The sequence below is a fragment of the Pseudomonas sp. JS3066 genome (genome assembly GCF_036328175.1).
Lineage (GTDB): Bacteria > Pseudomonadota > Gammaproteobacteria > Pseudomonadales > Pseudomonadaceae > Metapseudomonas.
The window spans coordinates 2,686,646-2,707,261 of record NZ_CP143312.1 but is presented as its reverse complement, the minus strand read 5'-3'; the positions used below and the strand labels follow the sequence as shown (position 1 = coordinate 2,707,261).

At 63.1% G+C, this 20,616-nt stretch carries 21 protein-coding genes; 16 read left to right on the top strand and 5 right to left on the bottom strand.

The genetic code is table 11. The features are described from left to right. The first annotated feature begins 45 nt into the window (after positions 1-45). Complete coding sequence (locus tag SA496_RS12575) at positions 46-1,017, top strand: CobW family GTP-binding protein (RefSeq protein ID WP_120650920.1); 972 nt, start codon at positions 46-48, stop codon at positions 1,015-1,017. 407 nt (positions 1,018-1,424) lie between these two features. Here SA496_RS12575 and SA496_RS12570 read toward each other — a convergent pair whose 3' ends face one another. After that, entirely contained in the window at positions 1,425-2,018 is a 594-nt protein-coding gene (locus SA496_RS12570; protein ID WP_153921985.1) for a hypothetical protein, read from the bottom strand. 429 nt (positions 2,019-2,447) lie between these two features. On the opposite strand from SA496_RS12570, the gene SA496_RS12565 reads away from it, so the two are divergent. The 15 genes from SA496_RS12565 (at position 2,448) to SA496_RS12495 (ending at position 17,017) form a co-directional block, all read left to right on the top strand. Next, positions 2,448-2,942, top strand: a complete 495-nt coding sequence (locus SA496_RS12565) for a hydroxyquinol 1,2-dioxygenase (RefSeq protein ID WP_120650921.1) — start codon at positions 2,448-2,450, stop codon at positions 2,940-2,942. Between the two features lie 37 nt (positions 2,943-2,979). After that, positions 2,980-3,999, top strand: coding sequence for a hydroxyquinol 1,2-dioxygenase (locus tag SA496_RS12560; protein ID WP_120650922.1), 1,020 nt, complete (start codon positions 2,980-2,982; stop codon positions 3,997-3,999). 122 nt (positions 4,000-4,121) lie between these two features. Then, on the top strand, positions 4,122-5,585 hold the full coding sequence (locus tag SA496_RS12555) for an aldehyde dehydrogenase family protein (protein WP_120650923.1): 1,464 nt from the start codon (positions 4,122-4,124) through the stop codon (positions 5,583-5,585). An 8-nt stretch (positions 5,586-5,593) separates the two neighbouring features. Next, positions 5,594-6,661 carry a maleylacetate reductase gene (locus SA496_RS12550; protein ID WP_120650924.1) on the top strand — a complete coding sequence of 356 codons (1,068 nt, stop codon included), beginning with the start codon at positions 5,594-5,596 and terminating at the stop codon, positions 6,659-6,661. Positions 6,662-6,767: 106 nt separating this feature from the next. Next, positions 6,768-7,637, top strand: a complete 870-nt coding sequence (locus tag SA496_RS12545) for an intradiol ring-cleavage dioxygenase (RefSeq protein WP_153921988.1) — start codon at positions 6,768-6,770, stop codon at positions 7,635-7,637. Next, positions 7,634-7,945: a YciI family protein gene (locus SA496_RS12540; RefSeq protein WP_120650926.1), complete on the top strand. Its 312-nt coding sequence runs from the start codon at positions 7,634-7,636 to the stop codon at positions 7,943-7,945. Before SA496_RS12545 ends, SA496_RS12540 begins: the two co-directional genes overlap by 4 nt. After that, complete coding sequence (locus SA496_RS12535) at positions 7,942-8,268, top strand: Rieske (2Fe-2S) protein (RefSeq protein ID WP_280359461.1); 327 nt, start codon at positions 7,942-7,944, stop codon at positions 8,266-8,268. Before SA496_RS12540 ends, SA496_RS12535 begins: the two co-directional genes overlap by 4 nt. Positions 8,269-8,523: 255 nt before the next feature. Then, a complete protein-coding gene (locus SA496_RS12530; RefSeq protein ID WP_153921991.1) occupies positions 8,524-9,414 on the top strand; it encodes a LysR family transcriptional regulator in 891 nt (296 codons plus the stop codon). A 383-nt stretch (positions 9,415-9,797) separates the two neighbouring features. Continuing rightward, complete coding sequence (locus SA496_RS12525) at positions 9,798-11,147, top strand: outer membrane beta-barrel protein (protein ID WP_330115505.1); 1,350 nt, start codon at positions 9,798-9,800, stop codon at positions 11,145-11,147. A gap of 80 nt (positions 11,148-11,227) precedes the next feature. Further along, positions 11,228-12,538 (top strand): ABC transporter substrate-binding protein, encoded by a 1,311-nt coding sequence (locus SA496_RS12520; RefSeq protein WP_120650929.1) that lies wholly within the window; start codon positions 11,228-11,230, stop codon positions 12,536-12,538. Positions 12,539-12,627: 89 nt separating this feature from the next. Then, on the top strand, positions 12,628-13,350 hold the full coding sequence (locus tag SA496_RS12515) for an ABC transporter ATP-binding protein (RefSeq protein WP_120650930.1): 723 nt from the start codon (positions 12,628-12,630) through the stop codon (positions 13,348-13,350). A gap of 4 nt (positions 13,351-13,354) precedes the next feature. After that, entirely contained in the window at positions 13,355-14,056 is a 702-nt protein-coding gene (locus SA496_RS12510; RefSeq protein WP_120650931.1) for an ABC transporter ATP-binding protein, read from the top strand. 2 nt (positions 14,057-14,058) lie between these two features. After that, on the top strand, positions 14,059-14,922 hold the full coding sequence (locus SA496_RS12505; protein WP_280359459.1) for a branched-chain amino acid ABC transporter permease: 864 nt from the start codon (positions 14,059-14,061) through the stop codon (positions 14,920-14,922). Beyond that, a complete protein-coding gene (locus SA496_RS12500; protein WP_153921997.1) occupies positions 14,922-15,938 on the top strand; it encodes a branched-chain amino acid ABC transporter permease in 1,017 nt (338 codons plus the stop codon). The genes SA496_RS12505 and SA496_RS12500 overlap by 1 nt, the downstream gene beginning before the upstream one ends. A gap of 149 nt (positions 15,939-16,087) precedes the next feature. Continuing rightward, positions 16,088-17,017 (top strand): LysR family transcriptional regulator, encoded by a 930-nt coding sequence (locus SA496_RS12495; RefSeq protein WP_120650934.1) that lies wholly within the window; start codon positions 16,088-16,090, stop codon positions 17,015-17,017. Positions 17,018-17,137: 120 nt separating this feature from the next. Here SA496_RS12495 and SA496_RS12490 read toward each other — a convergent pair whose 3' ends face one another. The 4 genes from SA496_RS12490 to SA496_RS12475 all read right to left on the bottom strand — a co-directional run bounded on the left by SA496_RS12490 (position 17,138) and on the right by SA496_RS12475 (position 20,577). After that, on the bottom strand, positions 17,138-17,485 hold the full coding sequence (locus SA496_RS12490; protein WP_330115504.1) for a phage infection protein: 348 nt from the start codon (positions 17,483-17,485) through the stop codon (positions 17,138-17,140). Between the two features lie 373 nt (positions 17,486-17,858). Continuing rightward, complete coding sequence (locus tag SA496_RS12485) at positions 17,859-18,041, bottom strand: hypothetical protein (RefSeq protein WP_120650936.1); 183 nt, start codon at positions 18,039-18,041, stop codon at positions 17,859-17,861. 98 nt (positions 18,042-18,139) lie between these two features. Then, a complete protein-coding gene (locus SA496_RS12480) occupies positions 18,140-18,778 on the bottom strand; it encodes an SCO family protein (protein WP_153922000.1) in 639 nt (212 codons plus the stop codon). 20 nt (positions 18,779-18,798) lie between these two features. Continuing rightward, on the bottom strand, positions 18,799-20,577 hold the full coding sequence (locus SA496_RS12475; RefSeq protein ID WP_120650938.1) for a multicopper oxidase family protein: 1,779 nt from the start codon (positions 20,575-20,577) through the stop codon (positions 18,799-18,801). Positions 20,578-20,616: the final 39 nt, after the last annotated feature.

Here is a 20,616-nt window from a genome sequence, read left to right as displayed (position 1 = left end):
GTGCAAGGCCGGGAGAATCCCGGCCGACGGCCAAGAGGCAGGACGATGAGTAAACGCAATCCTATCCCCGTGACCATAGTTTCCGGCTTTCTCGGCGCCGGAAAGACCACCTTGCTGAACCGCATCCTCACCAGTGATCACGGTCTGCGCATGGCTGTGATGGTCAACGACTTCGGTGCCATCAATATCGATAGTCAACTGATCGTCAGTCAGACCCAGACCATGGTCAGCCTCGCCAACGGCTGTATCTGCTGCACCGTGGAAAGCGACTTGATCGAGCAGCTCGGGCGCCTGCTGGACGACCGCGCCAATCGGCCGGAGTACATCGTCATCGAGGCGAGCGGGGTATCCAATCCGAGCAAGATCGCCAATACGCTGCGTTACCCGCAGTTCCGCGAAGCGCTGGCCATCGACAGCATTCTGACGGTGGTCGATGCCGAGCAGTTCGGGCAGCTGGACGGCGCCATGGCCCAACTGGCAATGGAGCAGCTGGATGTGGCGGACATCATCGTGGTGAACAAGGTGGACCGGGTTGGTCGCGAGCAGATTGACGCGCTCAAAGCCCGCTGGTTTTACCCTAATGCCCGGGTGCTGGAGAGTCAGTACGGCGAAGTGCCGCTGGAACTGGTACTGGGGGTTGGGCGCTTCAAGGCAGGGTGGAGCTTCCGTCCAGCTGCCGTAGCTTCGGCCCCGGTGGTAGCGGCCGTGAAAGAAGAGGATCACTCGGTGATCTTCGAGACCTGGAGCTTCGCCAGCGAGCGGCCCATGTCGCTCAAAGCCTTGCGTCAGGCACTCTCGGCCCTGCCGGCGGATATCTACCGCGCCAAGGGGGTTTGTCAGATCGCCGAAGCGCCGGGCAAGCGTTGCATCCTGCATCTGGTGGGAAGCCGCAGCGAAATCCTGCCGGAATCGGGTTGGGAGGGCCGGGAGCCCTACACGCAACTGGTCTTCATCGGTAAGCGCGGGAGCATCGACACGGCGTCGATGCAAGCGGCGTTCGGGAAGTGTGTGGCCTGACTTCATCCGTCATTGGGATGACCGTATGTGGGGTGAATTCATTTGAACTTGCGAGACCACGTCCTGTGGAGGTGGTCATGAGTCGTCGGCTCTTCCTGTGACGATTCGAATCCGCGGACTAGAAGGATGATCCCAATCCGGTGGGGTGCTCCGTGCGCACCGTCGGTTTGACGTGGCGTCGAAGCTGATCCTGAAATCGGTGCGCTAAGCGCACCCTGCGGTCCAGACCGAGCTGAAGAGGTCAGCCTTGCGCGCGGGGTTGGATTCGACCCTACAAGGGCGGCGGCGCTTACCTGAAAACTAGCTTTCCGCCCCCCAGAAAGACTGAAGGCGCCACATGTGGCGCCTTCTGCCTTTCGAGGAACTGCATACATCGTGATTGCCTGCCTCTGAACTGTGCTCCGGGATCAGCTGATGCGGTTGGCACCAGTGCGGTCGGCACCGCCTTCGGCTACGTCGAAGCCTTTGGTGCGGTCGGAGCCGCCTTCGGCAACGTCGAAGCCTTTGGTGCGGTCAGAGCCACCTTCGGCTACGTCGAAGCCCTTGGTGCGGTCGGAGCCGCCTTCGGCTACGTCGAAACCTTTGGTGCGGTCGGAACCGCCTTCAGCTACGTCGAAGCCTTTGGTGCGGTCGGAGCCGCCTTCGGCAACGTCGAAGCCTTTGGTGCGGTCAGAGCCGCCTTCGGCTACGTCGAAGCCCTTGGTGCGGTCGGAGCCGCCTTCGGCAACGTCGAAGCCCTTGGTGCGGTCGGAGCCGCCTTCGGCAACGTCGAAGCCTTTGGTGCGATCAGAGCCACCTTCAGCAACTCGCAGGGACTGGGAACGATCAGAACCGTTCTCCGCGATGCGGTTGGCACCAGTGCGATCAGCACCGCCTTCGGCTACACGGTTGATGGTGGTGCGGTCGGAACCCCCTTCAGCGACAACGGCACCCTGCGGCAGGGCAAAAGCAGTGGCGGACAGGCTGGCGATGAACAGGCTGGCGAGGATTTGCTTTTTCATTTTGGGCACCTTGGTGAGGAGGGGTTGGAATTCGTCTACGGGGCCCATGTTACTGATGTGATTTCGATGAAGAAGTGATCCTGCGTGATGGTTGCCATCGATGCTAATGATAGTTATGTGAGTACCATTAAAAACAATAAGTTAGGTGTTAATTAGGAGCGCAGTTGCGCAAGATGGAAAGGCGTTTTCTATGGAATGGAATAATCGATTAAATCGATTTATCTGCCCGATAGAGTCGCTCCATTGCAACCTCGGTCACGCGTTCTGCCTGATGGATACAGTCGAAGCTACGGCTGAAAGTGCCGCATTAGAGCGCTCGGAGCACTGTTCGCGTTTTGCAAACACTGTTGTCGCCCGGTCTGGAATTGTTGCCTGCGGGTGCCGCTCGTAACGTTCACTCATCCACTACAACAACAAACGGTGAATGAGATGAGCACTGCCGCGTTCCGTACCGTCTTCGGCTCGCTCGACGACCATCGCATGGGGTCGATCGAGATCATCCAGGGCGAAGCCCGCCACTACGCGTTCTCCAACATCTTCGACGTTGCCAGCCGCTCCGCCCCCTATGAAAAGGTGGTGGTCGGCCTGAACCTCGGCTACGTGATCGAAACCCTGCGCGCCGAAGGTGTCTCGCCCTGGTACACCGCCGCCCACGACGAATTTGCCATTTCCGTGGACAGCGAGGTGCGCGTGGACTTCCTCAAGCTCGACGAGCCCCTGGCGGATGGCGAAGGCACGCGTCTGGCCGGTGAGCAGCCCAAGGGTCGCCCGATGGGTTACGTCCTGCTCAAGCGCGGTCACCAGGCCCTGCTGCCGGCGGGCTGCGCCTACCGCTTCGAAAGCGCGCGTCCTGGCGTACTGCTGCTGCAGACAATCAAGGGACCGCTGTCGGTGGAGAAGTGGGCAGACATCTGCCTGAAGTGACCGCCTGACCTACAACCAGAACAAGAGGACATCCACCATGGCCATGCTCGAATCCCTCGACACTTCCGCCAGCTTCGCCGCCGATGAGGTGGAAGCCAGCCTGCCCGATGCAGTTACCGGCTACCGCGCATTCAAACTGGGCGCCTTCACCCTGTCCCGCGACGAGTATTTCGTACGCATCCAATGGCCGGCCAAAGGCCAGGAGCGCTCGCACCTGATTCCTGCCGATGCCTTCCTGCGCGCCACCATGCGCGATGTCGCCTGGGGCTTCTTCTACGGCTGGGTGAACTTCGATGAAGTGATCGGCACCCGCAACCACTACGGCAAAGTCGACCTCTACGCCGGCACCTTCAACGGCGTCCTGCGCGAGGCAGGCGTCGACTACACCGAACAGTTCGAGACGCCGAAGATCATGGCCACCTTCAAGGCCATCCTGCGCGACTGGACCAACGCCGGCTTCGACCCCTTCGCCGCACCGGAAGAAACCGGTAGCGCCTTCGGTCGCAAGAACGGCGACAACATCGAAGCCATCGAGCGTTTCCGTGTCGCCACACGCCGCATGCCGGGCCTGCCGGACGATTCGCCGCTGCGCAATGACCTGCCGGTGAACCGCCAGTTCGTCGACGTACCCCAGGATGAGCCGGAAATCCATGCCGCCGAAGGCTTCGAAGGTGAACTGCATGCCTTCAACCTCTACAAGTACCTGTCCCGCTCCGACGTGACCTGGAACCCGTCGGTCAGTTCGGTGTGCAAGGCGAGTCTGTTCTGCCCGACCACCGAGGAATTCATTCTCCCGGTATTCCACGGCAACGATCGCGTGGAGTGGTTCCTGCAGCTCTCCGACGAGATCATCTGGGACGTGGCCGACAAGGACGATGGCGCTCCGCGTGCGCGCATCACCATGCGCCCTGGCGACATCTGCGCCATGCCCGCGGACATCCGCCATCAGGGCTACTCGACCAAGCGCTCCATGTTGCTGGTTTGGGAGAACGCCACGCCGAACCTGCCGCAGCGCTACGAAAGCGGCGAGCTGCCGCCGTACCCGGTTGAGTTCTGATCCATACAGCTCCCTCTCCCTCCGGGAGAGGGATGGGGTGAGGGTCGCCTCATCTCCTGAGCAAGCCCCGTAATTGTCCAATGCCGCCGCTGAATTCCCGCGGCGCCCGGAGAGCTTTACCCATGCAAAACCAACTCTTCATCGACGGCCGCTTCGTGCCGGCCCAGAAGGGCGGGACCATCGAAGTCCTGTCTCCCCACGACGGCTCGCTGATCACCCATATCGCCGCCGCTGAAGCCGAGGACGTGGACCTGGCGGTCGCAGCCGCCAAACGTGCCTTTCCAGCCTGGGCCGCGCTGTCCGGTGCGGAGCGTGGGCGTCTGCTGCTGAAGCTGGCGGACAAGATCGAGGAACACCACGAGGAGCTGGCGCAGCTGGAGTCCCTGGATACCGGCCACCCAATCCGCGACTCGCGCAGCCTGGATGTGCCCCGTACCGCGGCCTGCTTCCGCTATTTCGGTGGCATGGCGGACAAGATCGAAGGTGCGGTGATCCCGGTCGATACCGGCTTCCTCAACTATGTGCAGCGCAAGCCTGTCGGCGTGGTCGGTCAGATCGTGCCGTGGAACTTCCCGCTGATGTTCACCAGCTGGAAGATGGGCCCGGCGCTCGCCGCCGGCAACACGGTAGTCATCAAGCCGTCCGAGATCACTCCGCTGTCCACCCTGCGCATCGCCGAGCTGATGAAGGAAGTGGGCTTCCCTGATGGCGTGGTCAACGTAGTGCCGGGATACGGCCACACCGCCGGCCAGCGTCTGGCCGAGCACGAGGACGTGGGCAAGATCGCTTTCACCGGCTCCACCGCCACTGGCCGGCGCATAGTCGAAGCCTCCCAGGGCAATCTCAAACGGGTGCAGCTGGAGCTGGGCGGGAAGGGCGCCAATATCGTTTTCGAAGACGCCAACCTGGACGCTGCCGTGAACGGCGCTGCCTGGGCGATCTTCCACAACCAGGGCCAGGCCTGCATCGCCGGCTCGCGGCTGATCCTCCATGAACGCATCGCCGACGAGTTCCTCGAGCGCTTCATCGGCTTGGCGCGTTCCATCCGCCTGGGCAGCCCGCTGGACCCGAACACCGAGATGGGTCCGCTGACCTCTGCCCAGCATCGCGACCGCGTGCTGGACTATGTGGACATCGCCCGCGCCCAGGGCGGGCGCATTCTCACGGGTGGCAAGGTGCCCAGCGATCCGGCGCTCGCCGCCGGCTACTACATCGAGCCGACTGTCGTCGAAGCCCACCCGGACCACCGCGTGGCCCAGGAAGAGGTGTTCGGTCCCTTCGTCACGGTTCTGCGCTTCTCCACGGATGAAGAAGCCTTGGCAATTGCCAACGGCACCCAGTACGGCCTCGGCAGCGGCCTCTGGACCCGCGACCTGCAGCGCGCGCACCGCATGGCGGCGAACATCCATGCTGGCATGTGCTGGATCAACTGCTACAAGCGGGTCAGTCCCGGCAGCCCGTTCGGTGGCGTCGGCCAGTCCGGCTATGGCCGTGAGATGGGCTTCGAGGCCATCCACGACTACACCGAGGCCCGCTCCGTGTGGGTCAACGTGGACGCGAAGATTCCGCCCCATTTCAAGCGTTGAGGTCCTGCATGAATCCCTTCATCTATCAAGGCCTGGCCTCTCGTGTGGTATTCGGTTGGGGCAAGCTGGAAACCCTGGCCGAGGAACTGGACAAGCTCGGCGCCCGCCGCGCACTGATCCTCACCACACCAGAACAGCGGCACCTCGGCGAGCGGGTGGCAGAGATCCTCGGTGAGCGTTCGGCCGGGGTCTATCCGCAGGCGGTGATGCATGTGCCGGTGGAAGTGGCCCGTGCCGCCCGCGACGAGGCGACCCGGCTCGGCGCCGATTGCTGCGTCGCCATCGGCGGTGGTTCCACCATCGGCCTGGGCAAGGCCATTGCGTTGGAGTCCGGCCTGCCGATCCTGGCGGTGCCGACGACCTATGCGGGGTCCGAGATGACCCCCATCTATGGCCTCACCGAAAACCGCCTGAAGAAAACCGGGCGCGATTTTCGCGTGCTGCCCAAGACGGTGGTCTATGACCCGCAACTGACCCTGAGCCTGCCGTCGGCAATCTCTGCCTGCTCGGGCATGAACGCCATGGCCCATGCGGTGGAAGCGCTCTACGCCCAGGATGCCAACCCCATCATCGCCCTGATGGCGGAAGAGTCGATCCGTGCGCTGGCCGAATCCCTGCCGGGCGTGGTTGCCAACCCGGAAGATGCCGACGCCCGCAGCCGCGCGCTCTACGGTGCCTGGCTGGCTGGCATCTGCCTGGGCTCGGTGGGCATGGCCATTCACCACAAGCTCTGCCACACCCTGGGCGGCACCTTCAATCTGCCCCACGCACAGGCCCATGCGGTGGTGCTGCCCCATGCGGCGCACTACAACCGCGAGGCTGCCGCCGAACCCCTGCGCCGTGCCGCGTGTGCGCTAGGGGGCAAGGAGGCGGAGGAGGTGGGGCCGCTGCTGTTCGCCCTCAACCGGAAGCTGGGCATTCCCGCATCGCTGGCCGAGATCGGCCTGCCCGAGGAAGGGCCAGCGGAAGCCGCTGCGATCGCCTGTTCCAGTCCCTACTACAACCCGCGCCCGTTCGAGCAGGACGCCATCGAAACCATGCTGCTGCGCGCCTGGAAGGGCTTGCCGCCGGAATAACTGCTCCGCGTAGGGCGCGCCGTGCGCACCTGAGGCCTGCACAGGCGTCCTGGTGCGCCCGGCGCACCCTGCAGACGACGAGAATTGAGACCCACGGGAACACAAGATGAACAACATCCCGGCCAATGAAGCCCGAATCTCCGCGCAGGCCGTCGCCGCCTTCGCCAACACGCCCAACCCGCGCCTGCGCCAATTGGTGCAGGGCCTGGTGCGCCATCTCCATGCCTTCGCCAGTGAAGTGGAACTGACCGAAGACGAGTGGCTGGAAGGCATCCGCTTCCTCACTGACACGGGCAAGAAGTGCGATGGCACTGTGCGTCAGGAGTTCATCCTGCTCTCGGATGTGATTGGCCTGTCCATGCTGGTGGACGCCATTAACCATCGCGCCAGTGAAGCCGCCACTGAAACCACGGTGTTCGGTCCCTTCTACATCGCCGGCATGCCCGAGCGCGGCCATGGCGAAAACATGGCCTTCACTCCGGGTGAGCCGGCCCTGGTGCTGGGCCGGGTGCTGGATGCAGCCGGCGAGCCCATCGCCAATGCCGTGCTGGATGTCTGGCAGACGGCCGAGAACGGCATGTACTCCGGACAGGACCCGGACCAGCCGCTGGCCAACCTGCGGGGACGCTACCGCACGGACGCCGAAGGCCGCTTCGCGATCCGCACCATCGTCCCTGTGAGCTACCCGATTCCCACCGATGGCCCGGTAGGGCGTCTGCTCCAGGCCAGCGACCGCCACCCCTGGCGCCCGGCGCACCTGCATTTCATGGTCATGGCCGAGGGGCAACGGACCCTGGTCACCCATCTGTTCAATCATGACGATCCCTACCTGGAGTCCGATGTGGTGTTCGGCGTGAAGGATTCGCTCAAGGTGGTCTACCAGCCGTGCCAGGCAGGTCATCCGTTGGCGGCCGAGCATGGCATCGATGGTGCTTTCCGCCTGGCCGGCTACGACTTCGTGCTGGAGCGCGCATGAGCCAGTACTTTGCCGTCTTCGCTACAGACAAGCCTGACCAGTTGGCCCTGCGTAACCAGGTGCGTCCCGCCCATCGCGAACACCTGCGCAATCCCTATCCGCACCGGGTGGTGGTGCGCCTCGGCGGACCTACCCTGGACAGCGGCAACGGCCGCATGAACGGTACCCTGCTGGTGGTGGAAGCCATGAGCCTGGGCGAGGTCCAGGCATTCCTCGGGGACGACCCCTATGTCCGCGCTGGCCTGTTCGAGCACATCGAGATCCGCCCCTGGAACTGGGGCCTGGGCAACCCGGAGCTACGCGGGTGAGCGCACTTTGCACGCTGGACGCCATCATCGACGGCGGCGCCCTGGCCGTAGAGTGCATGCTCGAGGGCAGGGCCCATCCACTGGTGTTGGTCCGTCGTGGCGAAGAGGTGTGGGGGTACCGCAATCGCTGCCCGCATTTCTCAGTGCCGCTGGATTTCCGTCCGGGTGAGTTCAGCACCTATCGCGGCCAGGTCCTGATGTGTGCCCACCACAGCGCACTGTTCCGCTTTGAGGACGGCCACTGCATTGAAGGTCCCTGCGCAGGCAGCCGACTCGAAGCGGTGCCGGTGCGGGTGGTGCAGGGGGCTGTGGTGCTGCTGTAGGGGCGCCGCTCTTGTTGTAGGGGTGATTTCAATCGCCATGCGGACCGAAGGTTCGCCGTCACAGGTGCCAGTCCCGTGTTTTGGGCGTGTGGGCTTCGCTGCGCTCTGCGCCAACCTACGGGGCAGCTGCGCCGCCCTTGGCGAATGAATTCGCCCCTACAAGGATTCGCAAGACTTCCGCGTCTTAACAAATGCCAATGCCCAAATCCGCTAAACCTGTGATAACGGCCCCTCGTTCATCACAGGCGGCAAGCAATGAACCTGTTCGAAGACATGCGGGTATTCGTGGTAGTGGTCGAAACCGGCAGCTTTTCGGCGACTGCGCAGCGGCTGAACATCGTCAAGTCGGTGGTCAGCCGGCGCATGAGCGCGCTGGAGCGGCACTTGGAGTGCCGGTTGTTCAACCGCACCACCCGACGCCTCAGCCTGACCGAAACCGGCCTGGACTATTTCGAGCGCGCACAGCGCATCCTGCGTGACCTGGCCGAAGCCGAGGAGGCGACCCGCAGTCTGCAGAGCGAGCTGCGCGGGCGCTTGCGCCTTGCCGCACCGATGTCTTTCGGGCTGAAACACCTGTCGCCGGCACTCAACGAGTTCATGCGTGTCCACCCCGGCCTGGACGTGGAGCTGGACCTCAACGACCGCTACGTGGACCTCGTCAACGAAGGCTACGACCTCACCTTGCGCATTGGTCGCCTGCCGGATTCCACCCTGGTGGCCCGTGAGCTGGGGCCCTGTCCCCATGCAGTCTGTGCCAGTCCCGAGTACCTCGCGGCCCATGGCGCCCCGGAAGTGCCGGATGATCTGCGCGAACACCAGTGCCTGGGCTACAAGAACCGCGCGAACAGCAGCCAGTGGCAGTTCCTCATGGGGGGCGAGTGGCGTTCGGTGGTGGTGCGGCCGCGTCTGATCGCCAACAACGGCGAGGTGCTGGTGCAGGCGGCGGTGGATGGCCTGGGGCTGGTGTCGCTGCCGCGCTTCCTGCTGGAGGAAAGCCTAGCCAATGGCAGGTTGGTGGAAGTGCTGCGGGACTTCCCGCTGCCCAGTTCGCAGATCTACGCCGTCTGCCCGCCGGGGCGGCGCTTGCCGGCCAAGGTGCGGGCGCTGATCGACTTCCTGGTGCAGCGGTTCGCCACCAATCGGTAGGGTGCGCCATGCACGCCGGTCGGGTTTAGGAGTGGCCTGGTCGACTGGTCATCGTGGGAGCGATTTCAATCGCGAATGAATTCGCTCCCACAGCAGTAGCCTGGACCACGCCTCACGAGCCAATTCGAAGCTCCCGAATTCGAATGGATAGACGTGATTTCCGTCCGATAACCGCCCATCCCGCAATCCCCATTTCCGCGCCGGCCGCTCTAGCGCGGCGTGTGCGGCATTGTTCGTGAAGCACGAACACTCATATCGCGGAAACCGGAATTGTTGGCGGGGAGGGGCGCTTGTAGCTTGCGACCCAACCGAGCAACCAGACCCGCACTGCCAGCGGTGCACGTCTCGGCTTCAGGCTGACTAATAACAACAAGGTAGCTGCCATGATCCCTCGCAAGCCCCTTTCCGCGTCATCGCTGTGCGCTCCGGTCCTGGCGGCCGCCGCGCTGTTTCCCGCATTCACCCAGGCTGCCGAGCCGGGGCCGTCCGGTTCGCTGTTTCGCAGCGCATTCGGCGACGGCCTGGAAAAGGACTACGGCATCAAGGTCCATGGTTGGGCACAGGCCGGCTGGATCTACAACGACAACGGCAGCGACGACGTGAGCAAGCAGGCCTTCTTCAACAATGACGAAGGCTTCAATCTCAACCAGTTCGCCCTGGCTATCGAAAAAACACCCAAGGGCAATGTGGTCGGTCGCGTGGGCCCGTTCCCCGGACCGATGCCGCAGGAAGCCGACTGGGGCTTCAATGTCACCGCCCTTTACGGCAAGGACGCGCGCTTCTTCAAGACCTACGGCTTCGACGAAGACCTGGGCGTCAACCGCAGCGCGGACGCTAACGACGAAAACTTCAACATCGCCCAGGCCTACCTGGATTTCTACTTCCCTGTGCTCGGCGGCTCCAACCTGATGCTCGGTGTGTTTCACACGCCGCTGGAGAACGAGATCGGCTTTGCCCTGCCGAGCCCGGCGCCGACGGACTTCTACAGTCACACCTATTCCTTCATGCACGGCCCGGCCAAGCACACGGGGGCGCTGTACTCGTTCAAGCTGCCGCAGGAGGAGGGCGGCAGCATGCTCGGCTTCGAGCTGGGCGTGGTGCAAGGCTGGAACAACATGCAGGACCCCAATGGCGATCCGGACGTGATCGCCAACCTGCGCTGGCGCTCTGCGGACTTCCGTACCTGGGTCGACTGGGAAAACATCTACGGCAATGGCGCTGGCGACAGCTTCGCCGAATGCGCCTGCGGCTCGCCGCTTCCTGCCGGGACCGATGACCAGGACCTGACCCGCTACGCCTCGTACCTGACCGTGTCCCACGTGCTGGATGAGCGCAACCGGGTCGCCGTGGAGTTCAACTACGGCCAGCAGGAGGACGCAGCTTTCGCCGCCTTTGCCGACAAAGGCAATGCCCACTGGTACGGCACCGACGTCAACTGGTACCACCGCCTGGACGACAACCTGATGTGGAACAGCCGCGCCGAGTGGTTCTACACCGATGCCCCGGTGCATGTGGTGATGGCCAATATCGACCCGCAAACCGGCATCCCCGATCCGAGCTGGGGCAGCTTCTACGGCTTCACCACCAACCTGGCATGGACACCGGTGCCGAACGTCCGCCTGCGCCCCGAGTTGCGCTACGACATCCACAGCGGCAACGGCCGCGACGCGTTCGGCGGCGGTGGCGAAGACAGCCAGCTGATCGGCTCCTTCGACGTCACTGTCTTCTTCTGATCCGGCTCCAAACCACTGCCATCCCGGCCGGGCCCCAACGCGCTCGCGCCGGGTCTCATCCTCCAGTCGAGGTAAGCGTCATGGACAACAACAAGAAACTCCTCGGTGCCGGGCTTTCCCGGCGTGATTTCCTGCGGGCCAGCGGCGTCGTGGCTGGCGGCTCGCTGCTCGCAGGCTTTTCTTCAGGACCGTTGCTGGCGGCGGAGAAGGTCATCCGCATCGGCTATGTCAGCCCGCAGACCGGGCCGCTTGCACCGTTTGCCGCGGCGGATGGTTACATCATCGAAAGCCTCGCTTCGGTGCTGAAGAGCAGCATCACGGTGGGCGGCCAGCGCTGCCGCCTGGAGGTGATCGTCAAGGACAGCCAGTCCAACCCCAACCGCGCCGCCGAAGTGGCCAACGAACTGATCCTCGAAGATGGTATCGACCTGATGCTGGTGTCTTCGACCCCGGAAACCACCAACCCGGTCTCGGACCAGTGTGAGATCAACGAAATTCCCTGCATCTCCACCGTCGCGCCCTGGCAGCCCTGGTTCTTCACCCGTGGCGGCAAGCCGGACGAAGGCTTCCAGTGGACCTACCACTTCTTCTGGGGCCTGGAAGACGTGATCGCCGCCTACACCGCCATGTGGGGTGGCATGGGCAGCAACAAGGTGATCGGCGGACTGTTCCCCAACGACGGCGATGGAAATGCCTGGGGCGACGGCAAGCTGGGCTTCCCGCCGGTGCTCGCGCAGAAGGGCTTCCAACTGGTGGACCCAGGCCGCTTCCAGAGCCTCACCGACGATTTCTCCGCACAGATTTCCGCGTTCAAGAAAGCCGAGGCCGAGATCGTCACGGGGGTGGTCATTCCGCCGGACCTCACCACCTTCTGGACCCAGGCACGCCAGCAGGGCTTCCAGCCCAAGGCCATGTCGGTGGGCAAGGCGCTGCTGTTCCCGTCGGCGGTCGAGGCACTGGGCAAGGCTGGGCACAACCTTTCCACGGAAATCTGGTGGAGCCCGAGCCATCCCTTCAGTTCGTCGCTCAATGGCCTCAGTGCCGGACAGTTGGCCGCGCGCTACACCCAGGCGACCGGCAAGCAGTGGACCCAGCCGCTGGGCTTCGTGCATGCGCTGTTCGAGTTGGCGGTGGACATCCTCCAACGCACCGAAGAGGTGGGTAACCCCGAAGCTACGCGTGACGCGCTGCTGAAGACCGAGCTGAACACCGTAGTCGGTCCCGTGAGTTGGAAAAACGGCCCGGTCAAGAACGTCGCCAAGACCCCGCTGGTATCCGGCCAATGGCGTCTGGGCGGGCCTTTCACCTACGACCTGGTAATCACCAGCAATCAGACCGCGCCGCAGATTCCTCTGGGTGGGGAGATGCAGGCAATCACCTACGGCGGTTGAGTTCGGGCGCGGGCCGGGTTCCCTCACCCCACCCCTCTTCCTTAGGGAGAGGGGGTTCGTCCGTGCTCACTTCGAACAGGTAACGACATATGCAACAACTCCTCGTAGTGGAGCAGGTGCACAAGAGCTACGGCTCGGTGAAAGTGACCGACGATCTCAGTCTGGCGCTGGCTCCGGGCGAAGCGCTGGGCATCATCGGGCCCAACGGCGCCGGCAAGAGCACGCTGTTCAACCTCATTGCAGGTGGTGTGGCCGCAGACAGCGGGCGCATCCACTTCCAGGGTGAAGACGTCACCCGCGAACCGGTGTTCAAGCGGTGCCAGCGGGGCATCGGCCGCTCCCACCAGATTCCCCATCCCTTCGTGAAGATGACGGTGTTCGAGAATCTGCTGGTGGGCGCCACCTTCGGTGCCGGCCAGACGGAGAAGGACAGCCATGCCTGGTGCGCGCACGTCCTTGAACTGACTGGCCTGATCAAGAAGGCCAATGCTCTGGCCGGCTCACTGACCCTGTTGGAGCGCAAACGCCTGGAAATGGCGCGTGCCCTGGCCACCCGGCCGCAACTCCTGCTGCTCGACGAGATCGCCGGCGGCCTCACCGAGCCGGAGTGCCTGGAACTGGTGGGCACCATCCAGGGCATCCACCGCTCCGGTACCGCGATCATCTGGATCGAGCACATCGTCCACGCACTACTGGCTGTGGTCGGCCGCCTGGCGGTGATCAACTTCGGTCGCAAGCTGGACGAAGGCGAGCCCCATGCGGTGATGGCCAACCCGAAGGTGCAGGAAATCTATATGGGTATCGGGAGCTGAAGTCATGCTGACGATCCGCAAACTGCGCGCCGGCTACGGCGACTTCCAGGCGTTGTTCGGCATCGACCTGGATCTGGCCGAAGGGGAAACCCTGGCCATCATCGGCTCCAACGGAGCCGGAAAATCCACCTTCCTGCGTTCGCTGGCCGGGCTGATCCGCAACGATCCCGGTTCCATTCGCTTCAAGGATGAGTACATCGGCAGCCTGCCTGCCAACCAGGTACTGGAGCGGGGCATCGCCCTGGTGCCGGAAGGCCGCAAGCTGTTCCCGTCGCTCAGCGTCGAGGAGAACCTGCTGATTGGCGGCTACAGCAAGCGCCAGGGTGCCTGGAACCTGGAGCGCATCTACAGCCTGTTCCCGGTGCTGGCCGACCTGCGCAAGCGCCCCGGTACCGCGCTCTCCGGTGGCCAGCAGCAGATGGTTGCCATCGGCCGCGCGCTGATGTCGAGCCCGAGCCTGCTGCTCTGCGACGAGATCAGTCTCGGTCTCGCGCCGACCACCATCAAGGACATCTATGCCGCACTGCCGTCGATCAAGGCCGACGGCACGGCGGTAATCCTGGTCGAGCAGGACATCAACCAGGCGCTGGCGGTCGCTGACCGTTTCTACTGCTTCCAGGAAGGTCGGGTGTCTCTCTCCGGCAAGCCGGGCGAGGCGAGCAAGGATCAGATCAAGGCGGCCTATTTCGGCCTGGCGGAGGCATGACGATGGAATGGCTCGATACCCTGGCGCAGGGTGTGCTGCTCGGCGGCCTCTATGCACTGTTCGCGGTTGGCCTGTCGCTGATGTTCGGCATCATGCGTCTGGTCAACATCGCCCATGGCGATTTCATTGTGCTGGCGTCCTACCTGGCCCTGGTGGTGGTGGACATGCTGGGCATTTCACCCCTGGCCAGTCTGGTGCTGGTGGTGCCGGTGATGTTCGTGATCGGTTATGGCCTGCAGCGCCAAGTGCTCAATCGCACCCTCGGCAATGACATCCTGCCGCCGCTGCTGGTGACCTTCGGGATGTCGATCATCCTGCAAAACGTCCTGCTGGAATTCTTCAGCGCCGACAGCCGCAAGCTGTCCCAGGGCGATCTGGAAGTGGCCAGTGTCGCCGTCGGCGGGCTCAGCCTCGGCGTCATGCCGCTGATGGTGTTCGGCAGTGCTCTGCTGGTGATCGGCGGTTTGCAGCTGCTGTTCTACAAGACCAGCCTGGGGCGCGCCTTCCGCGCCACCTCGGATGACCAGCACACTGCCCAGCTGATGGGCATCGACAATCGCCACATCTTCGGCCTGGCCATGGCCCTGGCGATGGCGGTGGTGTCCATCGCCGGCGTGTTCCTCGCGGTGCGCACCAGCTTCGACCCCAGCGTTGGCCCAGCGCGCCTGCTCTACGGTTTCGAGGCCGTGATCATCGGGGGCCTCGGCAGCCTCTGGGGCACCCTGGCCGGCGGCGTGATCCTCGGCGTTGCCCAGGCGATCGGTGCGCGCATCGATCCGGGCTGGCAGATCCTTGCCGGCCACCTGGTGTTCCTGCTGATCCTGGTTTTCCGCCCCCGCGGCCTGTTCCCCCGGAGTGTCGACTGATGAATGCGATGAACAATGCCTACCTCGTCCAGCGCGCTACCCGCAGCAGTCAGGTGGGCCTGGCACTGCTGGGTGTGCTGGTGCTGGTTCTGGCGTCTCTGCCGTTCTGGGCCGATCGCGCGGTGCTGCGCCTGGTGGTGGAATTCTCCTACTACCTGGCCCTGGCACAGATGTGGAACCTGCTGGCGGGGTACGCCGGGATGGTTTCGGTGGGCCAACAGGCCTTCGTCGGCCTCGGCGGCTACCTGCTCTTCGTGCTGGCTTCGCAGCTGGGCGTGCCGCCGCTGGCAGCGGTGTTTCTCTCCGGGCTGGTGGTGGCGCTGCTGGCGGTGCCGACAGCTCTGGTGCTGTTCCGCCTGCGCGGCGCCTATTTCGCCATCGGTACCTGGGTGGTGGCCGAGGTGTTCCGCTTAGGGCTGGCGCAGGTCGGTAGCCTTGGCGGCGGTTCCGGACAGAGCCTGCCTGCCTCCATTGTGCGGCAGATTGGCAGCAGCCGTGACGGCCGCGAGATGCTGATGTACTTCAGTGCCCTGGCCATTGCCATCGGTGCGGTGCTGGTGGTTTACCTGCTGTTGCGCTCGCGACAGGGACTGGCGTTGACCGCCATCCGCGACTCCGAACCGGCGTCCGGAAGTCTGGGTATCAACGTGTTCCGCACGAAGTTGATGGTCTACGTGTTGGCCGCCGGATGTACCGGTGTGGTGGGGGCATTGATCTTCCTGCAGAAACTGCGAATCTCGCCGGATGCCGCCTTCAGCGTGCAGGACTGGACCGCGGCGGTGATCTTCATCGTCATCATCGGCGGCATCGGGACCCTGGAAGGTCCCCTGATCGGCACCCTGATCTACTTCATCCTGCGTAGCTGTTTCGCCGAGTTCGGTGCGCTGTACATGATCATCCTCGGCGGCGTGGCTGTGCTGATGATGCTCAAGGCGCCCCAGGGTGTATGGGGAGTGGTGAGCGAGCGTTTCGGCTGGCAGCTGTTCCCGATGCAGCGCAAGTTGATCGGTGGTTGAGGCATGGGGAGTTGCCCTTCTTGTAGGGGCGAATTCATTCGCCAAGGGCGGCGCAGCTGCCCCGCTCGAATGCGAAGGGAAGACCTTTGGCCTTCTTGGCGATTGAAATCGCCCCTACAGTTAGAGCATCGCTATAACCGGGTACACCTATGGATCGCCTTCTCAGCATCGAAGCCTTCGTTCGCGTCGCGGAAACCGGCAACTTCGCCAAGGCTGCCCAGCAACTGGGCGTGACCCGCTCGGTCATCAGCCACCGCATCCAGCAGTTGGAGGAATACATCAGTGCGCCGCTGTTCCACCGCAGTACGCGCCATGTTCGCCTCTCGGAAGTAGGGGAGACCTACTACAAGGAATGCGCCGACATGGTGGCCAGCTTCAACAGCCTAACGGAGCAGATGCGCGATCTGCGGGCCAAGCCCACCGGCAAGTTGCGCATCCAGATGCTGCCGGGCTTCGCCCTCGGCCACTTCGGCGGCCTGCTGGCTGAGTTCACTGATCTGTACCCGGACATCGAGGTGGATGTAATCGTCAACGACCGCGTGGTGGACCCCATCGAGGAGGGCTTTGACGTGGCCTTCCAGATGTTCCCGCCGCTTGCCGAGTCGCTGATCGAGCGCAAGCTGTTCTCGGTGCGGAGGCTGTTCTGCGCTTCTCCGGATTACCTGGAGCGGCATGGCGCGCCCACCGTCCCGGCGGACCTCCAGGCGCACAAGGTGGCGTTGTACGAGGGCTACCCGTCGCGCAACAAGTGGGTGTTCAACGGTGATGAGCAGGTGGAGCTCAACCTCACGGGTCAGGTGCGCTCCAATTCGGTCCATCTGCTACGGGACTACGCCGTCACCGGCACCTGCGTAGTGTGCCTGCCTACCCTGGTGGCCAGCGATGACTTGCTGGCCGGGCGTCTGGTGCCAGTACTTACCGACTACTCCCTGACGTCCTTCAACTTCTCTGCTGTCTATCCGGCGACCCAGCGCCGAGCACTGAAGGTGCGCACCTTGATCGACTTCCTCGTGGAGCGCATCAGCGATGCACCAGCCTGGGACCGACCGCTGCTGGAGCGTGGCTGGGTGCAGCCCTGATCAAGTGCTGTGCCGTGATCTTCGCCAGCCCCAAAAAGACTGAAGGCGCCACAAGTGGCGCCTTCTGCCTTTGGAGGAATTGCATACATCGTGATTGCCTGCCTCTGAACTGCTCCGGGATCAGCTGATGCGATTGGCACCAGTACGGTCGGCACCACCTTCGGCTACGCGGAAGGCATTGGTACGGTCGGAACCCCCTTCAGCAACATCAAAGGCCTTGGTGCGGTCGGAGCCACCTTCGGCAACACGCAGGGACTGGGAACGCTCGGAACCGTTTTCAGCGATGTCGAAGGCCTTGGTACGGTCGGAGCCACCTTCGGCAACGCGCAGGGATTGCGAACGCTCGGAGCCGCTTTCGGCAACACGGTGAACGTTGGTGCGATCAGCGCCACCCTCGGCAACCGAGAGGGCGAAAGCGGAAGCGGACAGGCTGGCGAAGAACAGGCTGGCAAGAATTTGCTTTTTCATTTTCGGGCACCTCGTGGAGGGTTGGAATTTGTCTACGGGGCCCATGTTACTGATGTGATTTCGATGAAGAAGTGATCCTGTGTAATGGTTACCATCGACGTTAATGATAGTTGTTGATATATCATTAAAAACAATGGCTTAAGAGATTTCTCTGGGAGTAGTTGCGCAAAGTGGAAAGGCTTTTTCCTGAAATTGGTATAATCGATTAATTAGATGTATTTGAGCGGGAAAAGAATCGTTGAGTGGCAACGCGACGATGGAAGTGCCGATTTAGAGCGCTGGATGCTCTAGTGGCATGTGTTCAGCGGGAACTGGCGGCGGATCGAGGAATGGCATCGAAGGCAATGCCCCCATTGCGGGGGCGGCGCCGGGATCAGCGTTTGCCCATGGAGCGGCGCGAGCCGCGCGGTGCGGGACCGGGACGCTGGCCGCGGTCGTGGCCCTTGAGGGTGAGGTAATAGGGGACGTTCTGCTTCTTCGGCTTGGCCGGAGCGGTTTCGGCGGTCGGGGTTTCCACCGGTTGAGTGTCGACCTGGTCGATGTCTTGGCTGGTCATGGTGTTCTGCTGCTATCAGGCTTTGGCCCGTGGCTGGGCTGGAGGCGCGCATCATACACCAGCCGGCCTCCGGGTGCTCCCGAAGGCCTCTGGACGGCTCAGGACGGTTGCTGCATCCCCCAACCGGTCAGTTCGACGCGATGGTCCACATGGTTGATGGCCGAGAGAATGTGCTCCGGGTCGGTCAGCGCCGGCGCCATGGTCCACCGGCCGATGGGCTCATTACCGATCCGCACCATGCCGGTATGGGTCAGCTGGTTGCCATCCACGATTGGATCTACGTCATAGAAGCCCAGGGCGTAGCGCAACTCGAGGATGTCTTGAGGATCGCCGGTGAGGTACTCCCAGCCCGGACCGATGTGGAACTTGTCTACGTATTCCTGCAGGTGGTGCGGTTGGTCCAGCTCGGGTTGCAGGGTGATCGAGTACATGAAAATGTCCCGTCCTACCCGATCGCCCAGCATCTGTTGCACCTTGCGCAGGTTGGCGGTGGCGGTGGGGCAGTTACGGCCACAGCTGGCGTACATCATGTTCAGCACAACCACCTTTCCGCGCAGCAGGTCCCGGTAGAACTCCACCTTCCGACCCTGGTGGGTGAACAGCGTTGGGTTGGGAAAGCGCCCATCGCCCTGACGAGGTTGCGGCTGGCGTTCCGCGGCGATACCCAGTGAGCCCAGGGCAGCCAGCCCCAGCACACCGGCGCCGAGGCCGCCGATCAGATTTCTGCGAGTGTTCATGGAAATTCCTCCCGCGGCCGTTATACGAGGTCGAAGCGCAGCATCATCGCGTGGTCTTCGTGGATCAGGTTGTGGCAATGCATCACGTACTTGCCGACGTAGTCACGGAAGCGGATGAACACGCGAATGGTCTCGTTCTTGTTGATCACGTAAACGTCCTTGCGCCCTAGTTCATGGGCCGGGATGGGTTGTGAAACGCCATTCCTGATGCGCGCGATGATGCGGCCTTCCTCCAGGTGGATGTGGATCGGGTGCGACCAGCCGTTGTCGATGTTGACCAGCTCCCAGATTTCCCCGCGCCCCCTGGGCACGTTGAAGCGTGGCGCGTTGACGTTGACGAACTGGCCATTGATCGCCCACATGTTGTTGGCGCGCTCGAAGACGAACCGGCGCACCGGAGCGGCGGCCACCTCGGCCGGATTCAGCGGCGGCAGTGGCCGCAGGTTGGCCGGTACCTGGCTGAGGTCCTGGGAGGTTGGCCAGCGGTCGACCACTATCTTCAGTACGCGTACCCCAGGCTCCTTGATGTCTTTCGGCCCACGGGTTTCTTCCTGGCGCATGCGGTTGACCAGATAGAGGGTAGTGCCCACCACGTACTTGGAAAAATCGACCACGATGTCGGCGCGCTCGGCCATGCCGAGAGTGACCGATTGCTGGTTGAACAGGGGCTTTGGCAGCAGGTTGCCGTCGTTGGCGATGTAGGTGAAGTTCTGCTTGACGTTGTTCGGGTTCACCAGCGAGAAGGCATAGAACAGGCTCGGGCCGGCATTCAGCAGGCGGAAACGATAACGTCGCGCGGCCACCTTGAGCACCGGCTCGATCATGCCGTTGACCAGCACCTTGTCGCCGAGCACGCCTTCGGGGTTGATCTCGTCGTAGTAGAGCTTGCCGGCGGCGTCGAAGCGGCGGTCGGCGAACTGCAGCGGGTAGTCATAGGCGCCGCTCGGCAGGCGCAGAGCCCCGGGCGTGGGGTCGGCTTCGTTGCCTGAATCCAGCGAGTCATAGAGTAGGTAGAAGCCCGAGAGTCCGCGGTAGAGATTGGGTGATGTGAAATCCAGGGTGTGGTCGTGATAGAAGAGCGTGCCCAAGGCCTCAGTGGGGTCGCCGACGTTGTCCTGGTGATCTTCGAAGCCGGCACAGCAGTTGGGGTAGAAGTGATCCTTGAATTTGCCTTTGGCGGTCAGGGTCGGGCCTGCCTTTGTTGCGCTGTAGTAGTCACCGGGGAATCCGTCACTCTCCGAACCGCAATGCAGATTGTGCAGGTGAGTGGAGATTTCCGGCGTACCGAAGCCAGTGTGATTGGCGGGCAGGTCGTTGTAGATGCGGCAGATCATCGGTGAACCGTAGCGCGAGGCTACGGTGGCGCTGAATTCCTTCGGCGGAGTATTGGCGGCGCGGTAATTCCAGACTTTCTGGATCGGATAGGCCGGGTTGAACTGCCAGTCGCGCTCGACCGCGCGAAGCTCATAGTAGTTAGCGTTGGGGCGGAACTTGTTCCAGAACTGATGTCGCGCCCGTCCGGCTTCGCCGCCGGCGGTGTTGGCCAGTTCGGTAGGACTCGGAGTCAAGTAGGGAACGGAGGCGGCGCGCACGATCTCGGTGGGCAACTCCATGACCCATGGAGTAGTCGGTGGGCTGGGCGGCAGTACCGGAGGGATGCTCGATGCTTCGCTGGCCGGGGCGCGCAGCAGCGCTGGCGCCGCTACCGCGGCGGCTGACAGCTTGAGGAAGTCGCGCCGGGTTTCGTCCACCAACCTGTCTTTTTTGTTTTTCGGTTGTCGCGGGTCTTTGCCTTTCATGGATGCACTCCACCTCCCCACCACGAATTCGCGCGAACG

Coding starts and splice junctions, on each gene's coding strand:
- SA496_RS12545 (WP_153921988.1), top strand. CDS start 6,768: ATGAACAACATCCCGGCCAATGAAGCCCGAATCTCCGCGCAGGCCGTC.
- SA496_RS12530 (WP_153921991.1), top strand. CDS start 8,524: ATGAACCTGTTCGAAGACATGCGGGTATTCGTGGTAGTGGTCGAAACC.
- SA496_RS12575 (WP_120650920.1), top strand. CDS start 46: ATGAGTAAACGCAATCCTATCCCCGTGACCATAGTTTCCGGCTTTCTC.
- SA496_RS12500 (WP_153921997.1), top strand. CDS start 14,922: ATGAATGCGATGAACAATGCCTACCTCGTCCAGCGCGCTACCCGCAGC.
- SA496_RS12525 (WP_330115505.1), top strand. CDS start 9,798: ATGATCCCTCGCAAGCCCCTTTCCGCGTCATCGCTGTGCGCTCCGGTC.
- SA496_RS12480 (WP_153922000.1), bottom strand. CDS start 18,778: ATGAACACTCGCAGAAATCTGATCGGCGGCCTCGGCGCCGGTGTGCTG.
- SA496_RS12570 (WP_153921985.1), bottom strand. CDS start 2,018: ATGAAAAAGCAAATCCTCGCCAGCCTGTTCATCGCCAGCCTGTCCGCC.
- SA496_RS12510 (WP_120650931.1), top strand. CDS start 13,355: ATGCTGACGATCCGCAAACTGCGCGCCGGCTACGGCGACTTCCAGGCG.
- SA496_RS12485 (WP_120650936.1), bottom strand. CDS start 18,041: ATGACCAGCCAAGACATCGACCAGGTCGACACTCAACCGGTGGAAACC.
- SA496_RS12475 (WP_120650938.1), bottom strand. CDS start 20,577: ATGAAAGGCAAAGACCCGCGACAACCGAAAAACAAAAAAGACAGGTTG.
- SA496_RS12540 (WP_120650926.1), top strand. CDS start 7,634: ATGAGCCAGTACTTTGCCGTCTTCGCTACAGACAAGCCTGACCAGTTG.
- SA496_RS12565 (WP_120650921.1), top strand. CDS start 2,448: ATGAGCACTGCCGCGTTCCGTACCGTCTTCGGCTCGCTCGACGACCAT.
- SA496_RS12520 (WP_120650929.1), top strand. CDS start 11,228: ATGGACAACAACAAGAAACTCCTCGGTGCCGGGCTTTCCCGGCGTGAT.
- SA496_RS12515 (WP_120650930.1), top strand. CDS start 12,628: ATGCAACAACTCCTCGTAGTGGAGCAGGTGCACAAGAGCTACGGCTCG.
- SA496_RS12490 (WP_330115504.1), bottom strand. CDS start 17,485: ATGAAAAAGCAAATTCTTGCCAGCCTGTTCTTCGCCAGCCTGTCCGCT.
- SA496_RS12560 (WP_120650922.1), top strand. CDS start 2,980: ATGGCCATGCTCGAATCCCTCGACACTTCCGCCAGCTTCGCCGCCGAT.
- SA496_RS12505 (WP_280359459.1), top strand. CDS start 14,059: ATGGAATGGCTCGATACCCTGGCGCAGGGTGTGCTGCTCGGCGGCCTC.
- SA496_RS12550 (WP_120650924.1), top strand. CDS start 5,594: ATGAATCCCTTCATCTATCAAGGCCTGGCCTCTCGTGTGGTATTCGGT.
- SA496_RS12555 (WP_120650923.1), top strand. CDS start 4,122: ATGCAAAACCAACTCTTCATCGACGGCCGCTTCGTGCCGGCCCAGAAG.
- SA496_RS12495 (WP_120650934.1), top strand. CDS start 16,088: ATGGATCGCCTTCTCAGCATCGAAGCCTTCGTTCGCGTCGCGGAAACC.